This window comes from Comamonas sp. 14P8.1.4, from assembly GCF_057799285.1.
Genome location: NZ_JBYOKN010000004.1, coordinates 66,362 through 84,353, shown reverse-complemented (window position 1 = coordinate 84,353; position 17,992 = coordinate 66,362). Strand labels below are relative to the sequence as shown.

The following is a 17,992-nucleotide window of genomic DNA, read 5'->3' as shown; positions in this document are numbered from 1 at the left end:
TAGCACTTGAGCCATATCACCCCCTGCCCTGCCGCGCGGCATGGCCACGGTGCATCAACCACAACAGATAGCTGCCGCCCAGCAAGGCTGTCAGCACCCCCACGGGCAATTCTTCGGGCGCCATCACCCAGCGCGCCAGCACGTCTGCGGTCAACAGCACCACACCGCCCATCAGGCTGCTGAGCAAGGTGCTGCGGCCATGCCCCACGCTCACCATGCTGCGCACCAGGTGCGGGGCGGCCAGCCCGACAAAAGCGATCAATCCCGTCTGTGCCACGGCCGTGCCGGTGGCCAGTGCCATCACAGCAATCAGCCCCGCACGCATGGGCGCCAGTGGCAAGCCCAGGCTGGCGGCGGTGGATTCCCCCAGCGTCAGTCCATCGAGCACACGCGCCAGGCCCCAGGCCAGCAACGCGCACGATGCCCAGGCCCCCAGCATCAAGGCACAGGAGGCCCAGCCAATGAAGGCAGTACTGCCCAGGCCAAACGCCTTCATGGGCTGCAAGATATCGGGGTAGCGCATCTCCAGCATGTCGCGCACCGCGCCCAGCACCACGCCGACCACCACACCTGCCAGCAGCAGGCGCAAGCTGTTTTGCACGCCTTGCGCCAGCATCAGCGTCAGCAGCACGGCAGCGGCAGCGCCCGCAAAGGCCATGCCCGTCATGCCCAGGCGCTGCATCCATTCCATCCCCATTGCGGCCGTGCCGCTGAGAACCATGGCCACCGCACCGCCCAGCGCAGCGCCCGATGCGCTACCCAGCAGGTAGGGATCTGCCAAGGGGTTGCGAAACAGGCCCTGCGCCACCGCGCCAGCCAGGCCCAGTAAGGCCCCGGCCAGCCATGCCCCCAGGGTGCGCGGCAAGCGAATGTCCCAGACAATTTGCTGCGCCACAGGGTCGCTGTGCATGCGCAGCGCGCTTTCCCAGCCCGTGCTACCCACGCTGGCGCCCAGCAGCACCAGCACGGCAGTCAGCACCAGCAAACCCAGCGCCAGCCAGTGGCTGCGGCGATCCGTGCCGCCGTGGTGCATCGTTTCAATGTTCACGGCGCGGGGCTTTCTCCGCCAAACAGCGGGCAATGATGCGGGCAGCCTCATCCATGCGGGGGCCGGGGCGCACGATGATGCCGGACTCTTGCGCATCGAACGCGCACACGCGCTGGTGCTTGACAGCACCCAGCGTGCCCCAGCCCGGGTAGGTGTGCGCCACTTGCATGCTGTGGTTGCCCATCAAAATGACGTCAGGGCGGGCCCGCAAGATAAATTCCGGGTTCAGACGCGGGAAAGGCCCCATCTCTGGCGGCACCACATTGCCCACGCGCATGTGCGTGAGCAGCTCTCCAATGAAGGAGGAAGGCCCAGCCACGTACGGGCCACGGCTGACCTCAAAGTACACCTTGGCCCCTTGCACACCCGTGGGCAGCGACTGTGCGGCTGCATCCATGCCAGCTTGCACACGCTGCCATTCGCGCTCTGCCTGCTCGGGCGGCAGCCCCAACAGCAAGCCCATGCTTTGCAGCACGCGGTGCACATCGGCCTGTGTGCGGGTTTCCAGCGTGAGGGTGCGCAGGCCCAGCGACTCCAACCGCGCCACCACCCGCGAGGCGTTGGACAGCAGCACCACATCGGGCTTGAGCGCCACAATCGCTTCGACATTCGGGTCCATGCCCCCACCCAGCACGGGCAAGGTGGTTTGCAACGTGACCGGCCAGTTGGAATAGCGATCCACCCCCACCAGCTTGTTGCACGCCCCCAGGGCACAGACCGTTTCGGTCAGCGAAGGCAGCAGGCTGACAATGCGCTGTGGCGGTTGCGCCTGGGCAATGGCGCGGCCCCGGTCATCGCGGCGCGCGGCCTCTGGCACCTCCAGCGCATGGGTCACACCACCGAGGGCGGCACATGCCCACAGCAGCAGATGCAGGCTACGTCGTATCAATGGTTGCATTTCAGTTGCAGCGGCAAGCCTGCTGCCATCAAAGTGGCGCGGCTGCATACGCGCGCCACGTCCTGGTTCAAACTACCCAGCGCATCCACAAAGGCACGCACGGCTTGGCCCATGGGAATGACGCCCATACCAATCTCATTGCCCACCACCACCACGGGGCCCGGGCACTGGGGCAGAACTTCCAAAAACAAAGCACGCTGCGCGCTCCAGTCCTCGGTTTGAGCCGAATTAGAGGCAGATTCCAATTCCTCTGCAGGCATCATCCAGTTGGTCAGCCACAAGGTCAGGCAATCCACCACCACCAGCGTCTGCGCCTGGCTGTGGGCTTGCAGGGCCTGTGCCAGCTGCAGCGGTGCCTCCACCGTCTGCATACCGGGCACACGTGCGGCGCGATCGGCCTGGTGGCGTGCAATGCGGGTGCGCATCTCGGCGTCCCACGCCTGCCCCGTCGCCAGGTACACCGCACTGCGACCTGCCGCCGCGTCCAGCCAGTCACGCGCAGCTTGCTCCGCGCGGCGGGTTTTGCCGCTTTTTTGACCACCCAGGATCAATTCTTGCCAGGGCGTCACAGTGCTGTTGTTCAAAGCATTCATAAGAGTTGCAAATTATGCCGGGGCTGCCGCAGCCGACCATTCCACAGCGTGCGCGCCCAGCAAGGCCGCCACTGCGCGTGGGTGGGAAGGAAACCAGGCATGAAAGTAACTGGCGTGGACACTGCCGTGCTGGTACACCGCCTCGCCTTGCTGCGCCTGCACCGGTTGCTGGGCGCGGCTGGTGCGGGCCATGACCGCCACCGGGCTGTGAAAGCGTGAGTAGTGGAAGGTATGGCCACGCAGCACGCCACCCTGCTGCACGCATTGCTGCATGCCCAGGCCTGCCAGGCGCGGCTGCATCTGCGCCGTACCGGGCAGGATGCCCCACATGGGGTAGACCTCACCCGACGCGGTCTGGATGCTGTCGCCCAGCGCCAGCATGCCACCGCATTCGGCCCACACTGGCTTGCCTGCGTGCACATGGGCACGCACATCTTGCTGAAGGGCCGTATTCGCAGCCAGTGTGGCGGCGTGCAGCTCTGGGTAACCGCCTGGCAACCAGAGTGCATCGCACGCCGGCAAGCGCTCTCCCGCCAAAGGCGAGAAGAACGCCAGGCGCGCGCCCATGGCCTGCAAGCAATCCAGATTGGCGGGGTAGATAAAGCTGAATGCTGCATCGCGTGCCACCGCCACGGTACGGCCTTGCAGCCAAGGCTCCATGGGTGGGATGAGCGCAGCAGGCTCTGCAGGGAACGTCACCGACCAGCGCTGCTGCCATTCCTGCCAGGGCATTTGCCCCAAGGCCGTGGCAGCCAGCGCATCGGCCGCTGCATTGAGGCGCTCCATGGCGTCGGGCAGCTCGTGTGCAGCCACCAAACCCAGGTGGCGCTCAGGCAGCAACTGCGCGTTTTTGCCCTCTCCCACACGCTGCAAAGCGCCCAGCCACACGCCGGGATCGCGCACGCTGGCTTGCAGCATCTGGGCATGCATGCTGCTGCCCACGCGGTTGGCCAGCACCCCCGCCCAGGGCAACCCTGGCTGATACTGCTGCATGCCCAGCAACAAGGCGCCAAAACTGCCTGCCATGGCGCTTGCATCAATCACCAGCAGCACCGGAATCCCTAGCTGTGCAGCCAGATCAGCAGCCGTGGGGCTGCCATCAAACAGCCCCATCACGCCTTCAATCAAAAGCACATCGGCATGGCGTGCGGCATCGGCCAAACGGGCCCGCACCTCCTCCATGCCCACCATCCAGGCATCAATGTTGTGCACCGTGGCTCCGCTGGCCAGCTGGTGCCAGTAAGGATCCAGAAAATCAGGCCCGCACTTGAACACCCGCACCCGGCGCCCCTGGCGCGTGTGCCAGCGGGCCAAGGCAGCCGTCACAGTCGTTTTTCCCTGCCCCGATGCGGGGGCGGCAATCAAAAGCGCCACACAGGAAGGAGATGTTGAAGACTGGGTCATGGAGCAACGGGCAATGCGTAGCAAGATAAAAATGAACCTTGGTGATGGTTGCTGAATCCGAGACGCTCTCCAAGCCACAACCCACCAGCAGGTGCACGCCCCCCACCCTTGTCATGGCAGCTGGCCGCCTGCACTTTCGTGCCCGGCTTCCAAGCTGGCGCCATGGTTTCAGCACCCAACGTGGCATGCCGTTGCGAACGATGTGCCGGCCACGACCCTGCCGTGGCATTGCACAGATGCTGAAAGCCCACCGAGCTACGCCACGGCATGCACCACGCAGCAGAACGACGCAATGCCAATGCAACGACACCAGCGCACCGTGGATTCATCAAGAACATGGGGGATTTTGGAGATATCGACCCGCGCCAGCCTCCCCGCCAGCAATGGGTAACCATGCCCACCGAAGCGGGCACACCAATGTTGGCCGGTATCCGGGCTGGTTCCTCAGGTCCATCGCCTTCCCAAATGCTTGTTCAAGGCATTCAGTGGCTTGTGATGATGGATGGGCGCTATGACTAGCGCCAAGAACTCACCGTTGCGGGGGCAGCGCAGGCTAGGTGGTGCTGAAGGTCAACACCGCCACCCTGCTTCCCGTTGAACTGCAAACTTGTGAACCAAGCTGCGAGCACCAACATTTGAGTGGTCGATTCTAATGCTGGAAAAAGTCTGCTGGGCAGCGCAACCGGCATTCACAGCCCGCACCGGGCCCAATGCACGCCAGCATTGACAGCTTGAAACAAGCTTTTGTAGCTATATCTTGCGATCTGCCCTAAATTTGCGATTCCCTTCAAAAGGGCAGTCCTACAATTGGAGCAATCCATGACGACACCATCCATTCTTGACCCCGTTGCAGGGCGTGTAGAGCTGCTACTGGAGCAGTACGAAGCTATGCAGCACGCGAATCGCCAACTCAGCGAAGAGATCCAGGCTTTGCACAAGGAGCGTGACTCGCTGAAGTCACGCCTGAAAGCTGCGCGGGCACGCGTGGATGAGTTGATCGAACGTTTGCCGGTCAATCAGGAGGCATCTTGAGCCAGCTAGAAACACAAATCCTGCACCAGGACTATCTGCTGACCTGCCCTGACGGACAGGAAGCACAGCTGCTCGAGGCGGTGGAACGGGTGGATCACCAGTTCCAGCAAATGCTGGACAACACCAAGCTGCGTTCGCGCGAGCGTATTGGTGTGTTGCTGGCCGTCAATCTGGCGTTTGAAAGCCTGGAGCTGCGCAACCAGCTGCAAGCCCTGCAACAACAACTTGCTGCACTGCAAGGTGCCCAGGACACTGATGGTGCAGCACTGACTGACGCCGATGCCGAGCGTTTGCACGCTTTGGAAGCCCAAGCCAGCCACGATCAGGCGCTTGCCAGTGCCTTGGTGGATCGCATCGATCAAGCCTTGGCGCAGGCAAGCCAACCGCTGGCGCACACGCAGCCATCCATGGAAGCCATGGTAGACGCAATGCCCGCAACCACCGATATCGGCATCGACACAGATTTAGACAACGCCGCTCAAGTGGAATTGCCCTCCACGCCTGCGGAAAGCCTGTAAAATCGCACCTGTCTGCAATCCGCCGGGCTTTATATTGCCTTGAACCAATGCTCATTGAGCACGGGCTTGATACATTGCCTAGCAAGCGTGATCGTCTCGCGTCAGACGAACCCAACGTTAGGTTGCTCTCGCCCACCTGAACCCCCGGTTCAGGATGACGGCTCGGTGGTTTTGCAGACACCTTCATTCGCCATTCGGCACCACCCCCCAGCGATTTCCCTTCTAGCGGCACCACAGGGACGGCTTGTAGACCAAGTCCATCCACAACGCCCACAGTGATACGGCCACCAGCATCAGGCCTGCAGCGCGTGTTCCCCACTCTGAACGCCAGCGGTTGACCCTCCCGCTGAGCCAGCGCCACGCCAGTGGTGCAGCCAGCAGCCACAGCCCACTGCCCACCCCAAATGCCAGCATGCTGATGCCCCCCGTCCATGCAGAGCCGCTCAGTGCCGCGACCAGAACCGCCGAATAAAGCAAGCCACAGGGCATGCATGCCCAGGCCATTCCCGCCAGCAAGGCACCACCGCGCAAAGACAACACAGGCTGCACCTTGGCCCAGACCACACGCCCTGCGCGCTCCAGCCACACGGGCTGCTGTCCCTGAAACAGCATGAGCAGCCCCCAGGCCAAAATCGCCAGGTGCATGAGGACCCATACAGGGTGCAAGGCAGAGGTTTGATCCGAAAACCAGGCCACTTGCTCCATGGCCAAAGCGGCCACGGCGCCCAGCAAAGCGTAGCCAAGCAGGCGCCCCAGATGAAACTGGCAGGTGCTCCAGCTCCAGGCCCGGCGTTGCGGTGACCATGCTGCATGCATCTGCACGACTTGACCATGGCCCTGGATCACCGCATGGCAAGGTGCCGCACACATGGCAAGACAATGGGGCCCACCCACGAGCCCCATGAAAAATGCGGTCCAAAGCAAGGAAAGAATCATAGGGATCAGATGATCCGCGAGAATCGGGCACGATTGCGATCTGCCTGCAAATAACGGTCAAACACCAAGGCCACGCCACGTACAAAGAACCACCCTTTGGGGGTGACCGTGATGCAGTCATCGGAAATCGTCACCAGACCTTCGTCCTGCTGGTCTGCCAGCGCCTCAATTTCTGCTGCAAAATATTTTTTGAAATCGATGAGCCACGCACTGTTGATGGACTCATAGAACACCTCGCCTTGGCACATGATGGTCATGATCACCGCGCGGCGAATGGTGTCGTCCCGTGACAAGGCCAAACCACGCACCACGGGCAAGCGCCCTTGGTCCAACAGGTCGTAATACTCTTCCAGCGTTTTTGCATTTTGGCTGTACGTTGCTGCCACACGGCCAATCGCAGACACGCCCAGCGCAATCAGGTCGCAATCGGGTTGCGTGCTGTAGCCCTGGAAATTGCGGTGCAAACGCCCTTGGCGCTTGGCCACTGCCAATGCATCCTCCGGCAGGGCAAAGTGATCCATGCCCACATAGACGTAACCCGCAGCCATAAAGCTCTCAATCGCGGCCGACAACATACCCACCTTGTCGGGCGCGGATGGCAAATCGGCCTGCAAGATGCGCCGCTGAGGCTTGAAGCGTTCTGGCAAATGTGCATAGGCATACAGCGCAATGCGATCGGGCCGCAACTGCGCCACCTGCTGCAGCGTGCGCGCGAACGATTCCGGATTTTGCTTGGGCAGTCCGTAGATCAGGTCAACGTTGATCGACTCAAAACCCAGCTCGCGCGAAGCCGCCACCAAATCAAACACCTGCTCTGCGGGCTGCTCGCGGTGCACGGCTTTTTGCACCTCGGGATCAAAGTCCTGCACGCCAAAGCTCAGGCGGTTAAAGCCGATTTCCTTGAGTACCGCCAGTCGCTCTCGCGTGACAGTGCGTGGGTCGACTTCAATCGAATACTCCCCCGCAGGGTCAAACTGAAAGCGCTCGCGCAGCATGCCCCACAGCGCGCGCAATTCATCATCGGTCAGAAAGGTTGGTGTCCCACCACCGACGTGGAACTGGCTCACCGCCTGGCCACGACCGCAATGCTGCAGGTGCAGATCCACCTCACGCTCCAGATAGCGCATATAGGTGACCGCACGCTCATGGTGCTTGGTAATGATCTTGTTGCAGGCGCAGTAGTAGCACAGCGAATCGCAAAACGGGATGTGCACATACAGCGACATCGGCTGCTTGGCCGCAGCGGCCACTTTGCGCTGCTTGAGGGCCAAGATATAGTCACTATCGCCAAACGCCTCCACAAACCTATCCGCTGTGGGGTAGGACGTGTAGCGTGGACCTGGCACGTCATAGCGACGCAAGAGCTCGGGGGTGACAACTGTCATGAAGTTCTTCCTTGATGACAGGACTTTGCAACAATTGGCCACCTTCATCCTTGACGTGCATCAAGAGGTTGCTGTACAAGCGATGTCACAATTTAACTTACATCATTCATAGCAACTGCGAGCAATTCGATAGTTTCTTTTTTCTGATCTTTAACCGCACAAGCCTTTGATCTCTCCAAGACCCCGGGCTTTTGAGTACATGACTCCTCCAACCATCAAAGTTACCTGCTCCAACTGCAATCTGCGCGAACTCTGCATGCCCGTAGGCCTGAATGAGCAGCAGCTGCAGCGCATTGATGACATTGTGGCCACGCGCCGCAAAGTCAAACGCGGAGCAACGCTGTTTCGCAATGGAGAAGCATTCACATCGCTCTACGCCATTCGAACCGGTTTTTTCAAGACCTGCGTCGCCACAGAAGATGGTCGCGATCAAGTGACCGGTTTCCAGATGGCCGGCGAAATCATTGGTTTGGATGGCATTGTCAATGACCACCACACCTGTGACGCCGTCGCACTGGAAGACGCGGAAGTGTGCGTGATGCCTTTCGATGGTCTGGAAGAAATCTCGCGCGAAGTGACCGCACTGCAAAGCCATGTGCACAAAGTCATGAGCCGCGAAATTGTGCGTGAGCACAGCGTGATGCTGCTGCTGGGCAGCATGCGCGCCGAAGAGCGCTTGGCTGCCTTCATTTTGAACCTGGTGCAACGCCTGCATGCCCGCGGTTTCTCGTCTTCTGAGCTGGTGCTGCGCATGACGCGTGAAGAAATCGGCAGCTACCTGGGCCTGAAGCTGGAGACCGTCAGCCGCACGTTCTCCAAGTTTGTGGAAGAAGGCATGGTGGAAGTCAAACAGCGCCACGTGCGCATTCTGGATACGGCGGCCCTGCAACGTCTGGTCAACAGCCAGCACGAATGCAATAAATAAGCGCTACCCACCATCAAAAAAAACCTCCCCGCTTTCGCCAGGGAGGTTTTTTTATGGCCAACGTTCAGGCTAACCAGCGGCGCAGCGCCAGCGCAGGCGACTTATGCGGCCAGGCGCTTCACTTCACAGTGCAGAGGGCTGTGCATTCACCTCAGCGGCAGACATGGACAGCAGCACCGTCAGATAACCCGCCGCCGCAAACACGGCCCAGAATGCAAAAAATGCCAAGGTGTAAATGGCCGTGCGGGACAGCTGCACACCCTGCCCCAGCCACAACATGTCTTGCGGATCAAAGGCGGCAAACACCAGCATTTCCATCACACCGGCCGCCAAGAAGGCAGGCCACAGAATCCACATTAAACGACGTGTCCACATACACCCTCCTTCGCATGAAGTCTGTACCTATTGTGAACATCGATCCTTTGGCTGGTGTGTGGGAGAAACACTCAATAAAAACAATAGCTGCAAGCGCTTATCAAGCAATGATTTGAAATGGATTCAATCCTCAAGCCATTGCATACCAAGCGCTAGCAGCTACTGATAGTGAAGCACCCGTTTTACTTGGGTGAAAGATCAGGCAAGTCTGCATCCGGCGTGGTGGCATGGTTGCGTGCCGCACCGGCTGGGGCCAGGCTTTTTTCGGCATGTCGCAGCTCCTGATTGATATGCAGCCCCTTTTGGTAGTAGTTCTCATCGACCACCGGATCTGCACCGCGCATGGCAATCATGGCCGTTGTCACACCGGCCACCACGACAATCGCAGGGCCTGCCAGCACCAGCCATACGTGCCCGTATTTCCACCAGGGGCCCGACTTCTTTTCCAGCTTCTTTGCAATCTGAGACATACCAAACTCTCTTTGAATCAAACAGGGTGTGCAAGGGCTACGCCTTCCACACACCATGCACCGCTTTTAGCGCGGCACGATAAACACCGACTTCTCCAGCACGTGACCCTGGCCGCTTTGCGCCGTGATCTCGAACTCGATCGGGTGTGAGCCCGCCTGCGCAGACCCATATGGGATCTGCACCCGCACCGCAACCCCACGCGTCTGCGCTGCATCTACCGCAACAGCCGTAGCTTCCGCCACCTCAATGCCCTGCAGCCCCTTGACCGTGACCACATAGGTCTGCGCCAGCTCTGTCGCATTCATGACCTGCAGGCGGTACACATTCTCCAGCTTGCCACCCGAGGCAATGCGCGCCAGCGAGGCACGGTCACGAATCACGTCGACTTTCAGCGGCTCACGCACAGCCATGCTGACCACCATGGCCACCGACAGCGCCAGCAAAATGGCTGAATAAATCAATACACGAGGCCGAACAATACGACGCAGAATTTGCGCGCCCGACCAGCCCTGACTGACCGCATTCTGGGTGGTCAAGCGAATCAGGCCACGTGGATAGTTCATGTTATCCATCACGTTGTTGCATGCATCCACACACAAGCCACAACCGATGCACTCGTACTGCAGGCCGTTGCGAATATCAATGCCCACCGGGCAGACTTGCACACACAGCTTGCAGTCAATGCAGTCACCCAGCCCTTGGGAGCGGTAATCGGACTCTTTTTTGCGTGGACCACGCGCTTCACCGCGGGGTGCGTCATAGCTGACGATCAACGTGTCTTTGTCAAACATCGCGCTTTGAAAGCGCGCATACGGGCACATGTATTTGCACACCTGCTCACGCATGTAGCCCGCATTGCCGTAGGTGGCAAAACCGTAGAACAGCACCCAGAAAATTTGCCAGCCACCGTCCAGAACCAGCAGCTCACCGCCTAGTTCACGAATGGGCACAAAGTAGCCGACGAACGTGAAGCCCGTCCACAGCGCCAAGGCAATCCAGAGCAGTTGCTTGAGCGACTTTTTCCAGATTTTCTCGGCCGTCCAGCCTCCTTGGTCCAGGCGGATTCGCGCACTGCGGTCACCTTCGACCTTGTGCTCAATCCACATGAAGATTTCGGAGTACACCGTTTGCGGACAGGTGAAGCCACACCACAGGCGCCCGGCCACCGCCGTGAACAAGAACAGCGCCAGGGCACTGATGATGAGCAAGCCCGTCAGGTAGATAAAGTCCTGCGGGTACAGCACCAGGCCAAACAAATAAAAACGGCGCGTGCCCAGGTCGAACAGCACCATCTGGCGCTGCCCCCACTCCAGCCACGGCAAGCCGTAGAAAAGCAACTGTGTCAGCAGCACCATGGCCCAGCGCCAATTCATGAACTTGCCGCTGATGGAGCGCGGATAAACCTTCTTGTGCGCTTCAAAAAACGAGATGGTCTTTTCCTGGCTATCCGCTTGGATCGGAATGATTTTTTGCGGTTTTTGTTGCTCGGAACTCATGCGTCACACTCCCTAAATTGCACCAAAGCAAAAGGCGGCACAGAGTGCCGCCTTCCACATCGTCACAACGCTCAGTTACCTGCTTTGGGCTTGTTGGACAAGCCCCACACATAGGCGGTCAGAACGTCGATCTGTGCAGGTGTCAATTTCTTGCTCTGCGCAGGCATTTCGTTCATCTTGCCATGGGTGATCATGTCGATGATCGCTTGCTCACCCCAGCCATGCAGCCACACATCGTCGGTCAGGTTGGGGGCACCCAAGAGAGGGTTGCCCTTGGCATCCATGCCGTGGCATGCCGCACACACCGTGAACTTGGACTTGCCCAACGAAGCCTTCAAGGAATCGTGGGGGCTGCCCGACAGGCTCAGCACGTAGTGCGCCAGATTGCGCACATCGTCGGCTGTACCCACCGCTTCAGCCTGGGGAGGCATCATGGCCATGCGGCCTTCGGTGATGGTCTGCTTGATGTTCTCAGGCGCGCCACCGTGCAGCCAGTCGCTGTCAGTCAGGTTCGGGAAGCTCTTGCTGCCGCGAGCATCCGAGCCGTGGCACTGTGCGCAGTTGTTCATGAACAAGCGCTCGCCCACAGCCATGGCCTGGCTGTCCTGGGACATGTCTTGTGCATTCATCGCCGTAAAGCGTGCGTACAAAGGCTCCAGCTCCGCCTTGGCCTTGTCCACTTCCGCCTCATAGGCCCCCACTTGGCTCCACTGCATCTTGCCTGCATAGGCACCCAAACCGGGGTATGCCAGCAAGTACAGCAAGCCAAATACGAGGGTGATCACAAACATCCAGACCCACCAACGTGGCATCGGATTGTTCAGTTCGCGCAGGTCTTCGTCCCACACGTGGCCAGTGGTGTTGTCGCTGTCAGCGGCTACCTTCTTACGGGCAGTGATGATGAGCAGTACGAAGCAGGCAATGATGCCCACCACCGTAATGCCAGCGACGTAGACCGACCAGAAGTTATTTACGAAATCGCTCATGGGATGTTCTCGTTCTGGAGGAGAAATCAGTCTTGCTCAAACGGCAGTTGCGCCGCTTCGTCAAAACGTTCCTTGTTGCGGCGGGCGTAGGCCCACCACCAGATACCGATGAACAACGCCATCGACACCAAAGTTGCAACAATGCGCATGGTGGTGATATCCATAGCCCTCTCCTTGTTTACTTCAGTGCGGTACCCAGACCTTGCAGGTAAGCAATCACTGCTTCCATCTCGGTCTTGCCTTTGACCTGCTCCGCTGCACCGGCGATTTGCTCATCGGTGTAGGGCACGCCCACGGTACGCAGTGCTTTCATGCGCTGAGCAACCACGGTGTGGTCCACCGTGTTCTTGTTCAGCCATGGGTACTCAGGCATGTTCGACTCTGGGACCACATCGCGTGGGTTGTTCAGGTGAACACGGTGCCATTCGTCGCTGTACTTGCCGCCCACGCGGTGCAGGTCAGGACCGGTACGCTTGGAGCCCCACTGGAAGGGGTGGTCGTACACGAACTCACCGGCAACCGAATAGTGGCCATAGCGCATGGTCTCAGCGCGGAAGGGGCGAATCATCTGCGAGTGGCAGTTGTAGCAACCTTCACGGATGTAGACATCACGCCCCATCAACTGCAGAGGCTGGTAAGGCTCAACACCTTGCACCGCCTCTGTGGTCGATTTTTGGAAGAACAAAGGAACGATTTCCACCAGGCCACCGACAGCGACCACCAGCAAGATCAAAACGATCATCAAGAAGTTGCTGGTTTCCACTTTCTCGTGGGTGAAACCCTTGGAAGCCTTATTGTTGTTTACAGACATTTTGGGCTCCTCGTCTTAGGCGTGTGCTGGGTTAACGGCAGGCACTGCGACCTTCGCAGAACGACCCGAAGCCACAGTCTTCATCACGTTCCAAGCCATGATCAACATACCGATCAGGTACAGCAGACCACCGATCATGCGAATCACGTAGAAGGGGTAAGAAGCCTTCACGCTTTCCACAAAGGTGTACGTCAAAGTACCGTCGGCATTCACTGCGCGCCACATCAGGCCTTGCATCACGCCAGAGATCCACATGGCAGCGATGTACAGCACGATACCGATCGTGGCCATCCAGAAGTGCAGCTCAATGGCGGACTTGGAGTACATCTCCTTGCGGCCAAACAAGCGGGGAATCAGGTAGTAGAGCGAACCCATGGTGATCAAGCCCACCCAACCCAAAGCGCCGGAGTGCACGTGACCCACTGTCCAGTCGGTGTAGTGCGACAGGGCATTCACCGTCTTGATGGCCATCATGGGGCCTTCAAAGGTGGACATACCGTAGAACGACAGCGACACGATCAGGAAGCGCAAGATGGGGTCTTCGCGCAGCTTGTGCCAGGCGCCAGACAGCGTCATCACACCGTTGATCATGCCGCCCCACGAAGGTGCCAGCAGGATCAGCGAAAACACCATGCCGACAGACTGTGTCCAGTCAGGCAGTGCGGTGTAGTGCAGGTGGTGAGGACCCGCCCACATGTAAGTGAAGATCAGGGCCCAGAAGTGCACGATCGACAGACGATACGAGTACACAGGGCGGCCTGCTTGCTTGGGCACGAAGTAATACATCATGCCCAGGAAGCCTGCGGTCAGGAAGAAGCCGACCGCATTGTGGCCGTACCACCATTGCACCATGGCATCTTGCACGCCGGCATAGGCCGAGTAGCTCTTCATGAAACCGGCAGGAATGGCTGCGCTGTTCACTACGTGCAGCAATGCCACTGCAATGATGAACGCACCAAAGAACCAGTTGGCCACGTAGATGTGCTTGACCTTGCGTGTACCGACTGTGCCAAAAAACACAATCGCGTACGACACCCAGACCAGAGTGATCAGAATGTCAATGGGCCATTCCAGCTCGGCGTATTCCTTGCCCGAAGTGAAACCCAGTGGCAAAGACACTGCTGCAGCCACGATCACCAGTTGCCAACCCCAGAAGGTAAAGGCAGCCAGCTTGGGCAGGAACAACGTGGTTTGGCAGGTACGCTGCACCACGTAGTAGCTTGTTGCGAACAAGGCGCTTCCGCCGAACGCAAAAATCACCGCGTTTGTATGCAATGGACGCAGACGCCCAAAGCTAAGCCAAGAAATACCGAAGTTGAGTTCGGGCCAAGCCAATTGGGCGGCGATAAAAACGCCGACCAACATGCCTACTACCCCCCACACGACGGCCATGATTGAAAACTGCCTGACTACGGTATCACTGTAGTGTGCAGCACTGGTTTTTAGAGAATCCATCGGGCACCTCTTAATATGCAAGCGAAAGTGTTCACTGTTATGGTTTTTGCGTTGTTGACAAACATCAATCGTCTCGAAGAATGCGCTCTGCCTCTTGCTCGACGCTCTCGAATTGCCCGCGGTAAATGGCCCACCACAGCCCCCCGGCAATGATCAAGACCAGCACCACGGACAGAGGAATCAAGAGATAAAGAATTTCCACAACTTGTCTTTCTTTAAGCCGCCGCCACAGCACCCACGGGCGCTGCTGGCTGGGGTACGTGGGCCGAGGCAGACTGGAGCTTCAATGGCCTTGCCAAACGCGCCGCATTGAGCACCACCAGCAACGAGCTCAACGCCATGCCCAGACCCGCCAGCCATGCCGGCATCCAGCCCACCATGGCCAGCGGAATGCATACGGCGTTGTAGAGCGCCGAGCCCCATAAGTTCTGCCGAACAATACGCAACGTTTTGCGCGCCAGCAACACGGTGTGTTGCACCAGCTGCAAGTTGTCACTCAACACCACAAAATCTGACTTTGCTTGCGCCAGGGGCACCGCACGCCCAAACGCAAAGGAAGCATCTGCGCCCGCCAGAACAGGGCCATCGTTCAAGCCATCGCCCACCATTGCGACACGATGGCCAGCTGCCTGCAAGGCCTTGATCGCTGCCAGCTTGGACTGCGGCGAACACTCCGCGGTGTAGTGCTGGATGCGCAATTGCGCAGCAATGCGCGCCACCGCTTGATGACCATCTCCGGACAACAGTTGCACACCCACATCCTGCTGCTGCAAGCCCGCAATCACGTCGCGCGCCTCGGGCCGCACACCTTCATTCAACTCAAAAAACGCCAGCGGCTGGATGTCTTGTGCCCCGGTCTCGCGTGCCAGATACACCGCCTGCGCATCACAGGCCAGCTGCTCGGCCCCCGCGAATTGGCGAGACCCCAGACGCACCCACAGGGGTTCCGCCGCACCCACACCGACCAGCAGCACCTGCGCGCTCAAGCCTTGGCCGCTGATCTCCTCCACCCGCAGGACCTGCCATTTGGAAACCCAAGACTGCCCATAGGCAGCCACGGCTTGGGACACAGGATGCCTGGACTGGCCCGCGATAGCAGCTGCCAAACCTTGCAAGCTCAGTGCCTCTGCCTCCTCTGCAGCCACCATGCGTGAGACCTGAATGCCATCGCGTGTCAAAGTGCCCGTCTTGTCAAAGACCAGGCTATCCACCGATGCCAAGGCTTCCAAGCCCTGCAGATTGCGCACCAGAACGCCATGGCGCGCCAAGGTTCCGGCTGCCGTCAACATGGCCACCGGCGTGGCCAGCGACAAGGCACAGGGACACGTCACAATCAGCACCGCCGCAGCAATCATCAAAGCCTGACCGGGGTCTGTAGACCACCAGTACATGGCCGATGCAGCCGCCAGCCCCAGCACCACAGCCAAGAAGGGAGCGGCCACTCGGTCTGCCAGCTGCGCCAGTCTTGGCTTTTGCGTTGCCGCACTCTCCATCAGACCCACAATTTGCGAAAACTTGGTCTGTTCGCCCTTGTGCTCCACCTGCATTTCTACCGCCGCCGTCAGGTTGTAGCTGCCCGCAATCACGACTTCACCTTCTGCACGAGACACAGGGTGTGATTCCCCCGTCAACAAGGCTTCATCAACTTGGGTGCGCCCCTTCACCACCCTGCCATCTGCCGGAAATGCTTCACCTGGGAGCACCCTGAGCACGTCACCAACGCCAATGCGACGCAGCGCAACCCGCTCAAACTGGCCATCAGGCAGCCGCCGCTCCACACTGTCAGGCAAGCGGTTGAGCACCGCATCCAATGCCCCAGCCGTGCGATCTCGCAGGCGCACCTCCAGCCAGCGCCCTGTCAATAAAAAGCAGACGAACATGGTCAAAGAGTCATAGAAGACCTCTTGGCCAAAAACACCTTCGGGCATGAAAGTGCCGATAGAACTCACCGCAAAAGTGATCGCCATGCCCAAGGCCACTGGCAGATCCATACCAATTCGGCGGTGTTTCAAATCGCGCCAAGCGCCCTTGAAAAAAAGGCCACAGGCAAAAATCAACATGGGAATGCAAATCATCCATGAAGCCCAGCGCAGCAGCCGCTCATATTCCATGATCAGGTCATCAGGCTTGGCACTGTAGGAGGGCCATGCATACATCATCACCTGCATCATGCAGAACGTGGCCAACAGCCAACGCCACAACGCCGTCCTGTGCTGGGACTGCCGGATTTCACGTGCCGCAGCATCATGGGCAGGAACGGCGCTGTAGCCCGCCGCCTCAATGGCTTTGATCCATTGAGAGGGCAGCACCTGGCTGGGCTGCCACACCACTCTGGCACGCTTGGCAGCTGCGCTGACCTCTGCGACCAACACACCAGGCACGGCACGCAGCGCATCTTCAATCGTCAGTGCACAGGTCGAGCAATACATGCCATCCAGCGCTACTTGCGAATCCCAGCTCGCGACATCCGCCGGATGGCCTGGCTGCGCATGCGACTGCCCATAGGGCCGGCCAAAGCTGTCCCACTCTGCGGGGTCGTCCAGCAAATGCAAAGCTTTCGACGCGCGTGCGAGATCCGGGGTAAATACCGCTCCCTCCTGATCCAGAAGCGGCTGTTGAGGGTCTTGGGACATGCTGGCAAGCGTATCCACAAGCCTTCCCCAAGACATTGACTTACATCAAGACGCAACCAACACTACGCTTTAAGCTGACCTCATTGCACGACCCTTAGACCCTAGAAAACCACTTGGAGATCAATAAAATGTACGAACGTATTCTGGTTGCGACTGATGGTTCCCCCCTGTCTGACAAGGCCGTCAGCCACGCCATGGACTTGGCCAAGCTGACGGGTGCCTCGGTCATTGCATTGAAAGTGATTCCTCGCTATCCACGCAGCTACCTGGAGGGTGGTGCAACGGTTGATCTGTCCGAAATCAAGCGCATCGAAGCGCAGTGGGCAGATCAGGCACAAGCAGTGCTGAACAAGATCAAAGTCGATGGCAAGGCCGTGGGCGTCAGCGTCAAAACCAGCATTGCCAAATCAGATCTGATTGCGGAGTCCATCATTGCCGCAGCCGAAAAGCAAAAGGCAGACCTGATCGTCATGGCATCGCACGGCCGCAAAGGCATCAAGCGCTTGCTGCTGGGCAGCGAAACCCAGCACGTGCTGACGCACTCCCAAGTGCCTGTGCTGGTCTTGCGCTAAGTTGAAACAAAAAAAGGGATCTGCAGGATCCCTTTTTAATCTATCAAAATAGCCTCAAACGTTCTACCAGCAAGACCTACTAGCTCTCAAAATGAGAGGCGCGATCCAGCAACGTACCCTCACCATCGGCTCCACAGGTGTAGATGGCAGCGCTTCCACCCAGAAATGCCAGCTTGGAGACCCAGCCAAATACGTCTGGTGCACACACCACCACGGCAGGCTGATGTTGCGCCACGGCCTGTGCCACTGCGGCCTGGGGCGCATCAGCCGGCAGCACGGCGCACGTGCCACCCGCTAGCGCAGCAGCTGCACTGACCATGAACTGCGACTCAGGCGCTGCAAGCACCAGCAATATGCAAGCGCCGCCAGGCACAGGGATTGACTGCAAAAGCGCAGAGACAGACTGTATGTAAGCCTGCCACGGGCCGCTCAAAGAAACACTTGAAATCGCATC

General features: G+C 59.2%; 20 protein-coding genes and 1 riboswitch. Of the genes, 4 read left to right on the top strand and 16 right to left on the bottom strand.

Going from position 1 to position 17,992, the window contains the following annotated elements; genetic code table 11:
- Positions 1-16: 16 nt before the first annotated feature.
- Genes AC27VO_RS09670 through AC27VO_RS09655 form a run of 4 tightly spaced genes read right to left on the bottom strand, consistent with a single transcriptional unit; the run spans position 17 to position 3,943 of the window.
- The gene (locus AC27VO_RS09670; RefSeq protein ID WP_488666616.1) at positions 17-1,033 is read right to left on the bottom strand and encodes a FecCD family ABC transporter permease; all 1,017 of its coding nucleotides are present in this window, start codon (positions 1,031-1,033) and stop codon (positions 17-19) included.
- 4 nt (positions 1,034-1,037) lie between these two features.
- Positions 1,038-1,946, bottom strand: coding sequence for an ABC transporter substrate-binding protein (locus tag AC27VO_RS09665; protein WP_488666500.1), 909 nt, complete (start codon positions 1,944-1,946; stop codon positions 1,038-1,040).
- Positions 1,934-2,539, bottom strand: a complete 606-nt coding sequence (gene cobU, locus AC27VO_RS09660; RefSeq protein WP_488666499.1) for a bifunctional adenosylcobinamide kinase/adenosylcobinamide-phosphate guanylyltransferase — start codon at positions 2,537-2,539, stop codon at positions 1,934-1,936. The genes AC27VO_RS09665 and cobU overlap by 13 nt, the downstream gene beginning before the upstream one ends.
- A gap of 12 nt (positions 2,540-2,551) precedes the next feature.
- Entirely contained in the window at positions 2,552-3,943 is a 1,392-nt protein-coding gene (locus AC27VO_RS09655) for a cobyrinic acid a,c-diamide synthase CobB (RefSeq protein ID WP_488666498.1), read from the bottom strand.
- Positions 3,944-4,348: 405 nt separating this feature from the next.
- Positions 4,349-4,591, bottom strand: a riboswitch (cobalamin riboswitch).
- A gap of 171 nt (positions 4,592-4,762) precedes the next feature.
- Between AC27VO_RS09655 and AC27VO_RS09650 the strand changes: the two genes are divergently transcribed.
- Positions 4,763-4,975, top strand: coding sequence for a DUF904 domain-containing protein (locus AC27VO_RS09650; protein ID WP_488666497.1), 213 nt, complete (start codon positions 4,763-4,765; stop codon positions 4,973-4,975).
- Positions 4,972-5,493: a cell division protein ZapA gene (locus AC27VO_RS09645; RefSeq protein WP_488666496.1), complete on the top strand. Its 522-nt coding sequence runs from the start codon at positions 4,972-4,974 to the stop codon at positions 5,491-5,493. The genes AC27VO_RS09650 and AC27VO_RS09645 overlap by 4 nt, the downstream gene beginning before the upstream one ends.
- A 222-nt stretch (positions 5,494-5,715) precedes the next feature.
- Here the strand turns inward: AC27VO_RS09645 and AC27VO_RS09640 are convergent, their stop codons facing one another.
- Together AC27VO_RS09640 and hemN are read right to left on the bottom strand one after the other, a co-directional pair.
- Positions 5,716-6,429 carry a sulfite exporter TauE/SafE family protein gene (locus AC27VO_RS09640; RefSeq protein ID WP_488666495.1) on the bottom strand — a complete coding sequence of 238 codons (714 nt, stop codon included), beginning with the start codon at positions 6,427-6,429 and terminating at the stop codon, positions 5,716-5,718.
- A gap of 5 nt (positions 6,430-6,434) precedes the next feature.
- Positions 6,435-7,814, bottom strand: a complete 1,380-nt coding sequence (hemN, locus tag AC27VO_RS09635) for an oxygen-independent coproporphyrinogen III oxidase (protein WP_488666494.1) — start codon at positions 7,812-7,814, stop codon at positions 6,435-6,437.
- A 199-nt stretch (positions 7,815-8,013) separates the two neighbouring features.
- Between hemN and fnr the strand changes: the two genes are divergently transcribed.
- Entirely contained in the window at positions 8,014-8,739 is a 726-nt protein-coding gene (fnr, locus tag AC27VO_RS09630) for a fumarate/nitrate reduction transcriptional regulator Fnr (RefSeq protein WP_312564539.1), read from the top strand.
- Positions 8,740-8,862: 123 nt separating this feature from the next.
- On the opposite strand, the gene AC27VO_RS09625 is transcribed toward fnr, so the two are convergent.
- From AC27VO_RS09625 to AC27VO_RS09585, 9 genes are all read right to left on the bottom strand, one after another.
- A complete protein-coding gene (locus AC27VO_RS09625; protein WP_488666493.1) occupies positions 8,863-9,114 on the bottom strand; it encodes a hypothetical protein in 252 nt (83 codons plus the stop codon).
- 182 nt (positions 9,115-9,296) lie between these two features.
- Entirely contained in the window at positions 9,297-9,584 is a 288-nt protein-coding gene (locus tag AC27VO_RS09620; protein ID WP_488666492.1) for a FixH family protein, read from the bottom strand.
- 66 nt (positions 9,585-9,650) lie between these two features.
- Positions 9,651-11,081: a cytochrome c oxidase accessory protein CcoG gene (ccoG, locus tag AC27VO_RS09615; RefSeq protein WP_488666491.1), complete on the bottom strand. Its 1,431-nt coding sequence runs from the start codon at positions 11,079-11,081 to the stop codon at positions 9,651-9,653.
- Between the two features lie 71 nt (positions 11,082-11,152).
- Entirely contained in the window at positions 11,153-12,067 is a 915-nt protein-coding gene (ccoP, locus tag AC27VO_RS09610) for a cytochrome-c oxidase, cbb3-type subunit III (RefSeq protein ID WP_488666490.1), read from the bottom strand.
- A 26-nt stretch (positions 12,068-12,093) separates the two neighbouring features.
- The gene (locus AC27VO_RS09605; protein ID WP_488666489.1) at positions 12,094-12,231 is read right to left on the bottom strand and encodes a cbb3-type cytochrome oxidase subunit 3; all 138 of its coding nucleotides are present in this window, start codon (positions 12,229-12,231) and stop codon (positions 12,094-12,096) included.
- A 14-nt stretch (positions 12,232-12,245) separates the two neighbouring features.
- The gene (ccoO, locus tag AC27VO_RS09600) at positions 12,246-12,878 is read right to left on the bottom strand and encodes a cytochrome-c oxidase, cbb3-type subunit II (RefSeq protein ID WP_488666488.1); all 633 of its coding nucleotides are present in this window, start codon (positions 12,876-12,878) and stop codon (positions 12,246-12,248) included.
- Positions 12,879-12,893: 15 nt separating this feature from the next.
- Positions 12,894-14,333 carry a cytochrome-c oxidase, cbb3-type subunit I gene (gene ccoN / locus AC27VO_RS09595; protein ID WP_488666487.1) on the bottom strand — a complete coding sequence of 480 codons (1,440 nt, stop codon included), beginning with the start codon at positions 14,331-14,333 and terminating at the stop codon, positions 12,894-12,896.
- Between the two features lie 64 nt (positions 14,334-14,397).
- Complete coding sequence (ccoS, locus tag AC27VO_RS09590) at positions 14,398-14,535, bottom strand: cbb3-type cytochrome oxidase assembly protein CcoS (protein WP_488666486.1); 138 nt, start codon at positions 14,533-14,535, stop codon at positions 14,398-14,400.
- 13 nt (positions 14,536-14,548) lie between these two features.
- Positions 14,549-16,966, bottom strand: coding sequence for a heavy metal translocating P-type ATPase (locus AC27VO_RS09585; protein WP_488666485.1), 2,418 nt, complete (start codon positions 16,964-16,966; stop codon positions 14,549-14,551).
- A gap of 128 nt (positions 16,967-17,094) precedes the next feature.
- Here AC27VO_RS09585 and AC27VO_RS09580 point away from each other — a divergent pair, with 128 nt between their 5' ends.
- A complete protein-coding gene (locus AC27VO_RS09580; RefSeq protein WP_488666484.1) occupies positions 17,095-17,538 on the top strand; it encodes a universal stress protein in 444 nt (147 codons plus the stop codon).
- Between the two features lie 79 nt (positions 17,539-17,617).
- Here the strand turns inward: AC27VO_RS09580 and AC27VO_RS09575 are convergent, their stop codons facing one another.
- Complete coding sequence (locus AC27VO_RS09575; RefSeq protein ID WP_488666483.1) at positions 17,618-17,884, bottom strand: hypothetical protein; 267 nt, start codon at positions 17,882-17,884, stop codon at positions 17,618-17,620.
- Positions 17,885-17,992 lie beyond the last annotated feature (108 nt).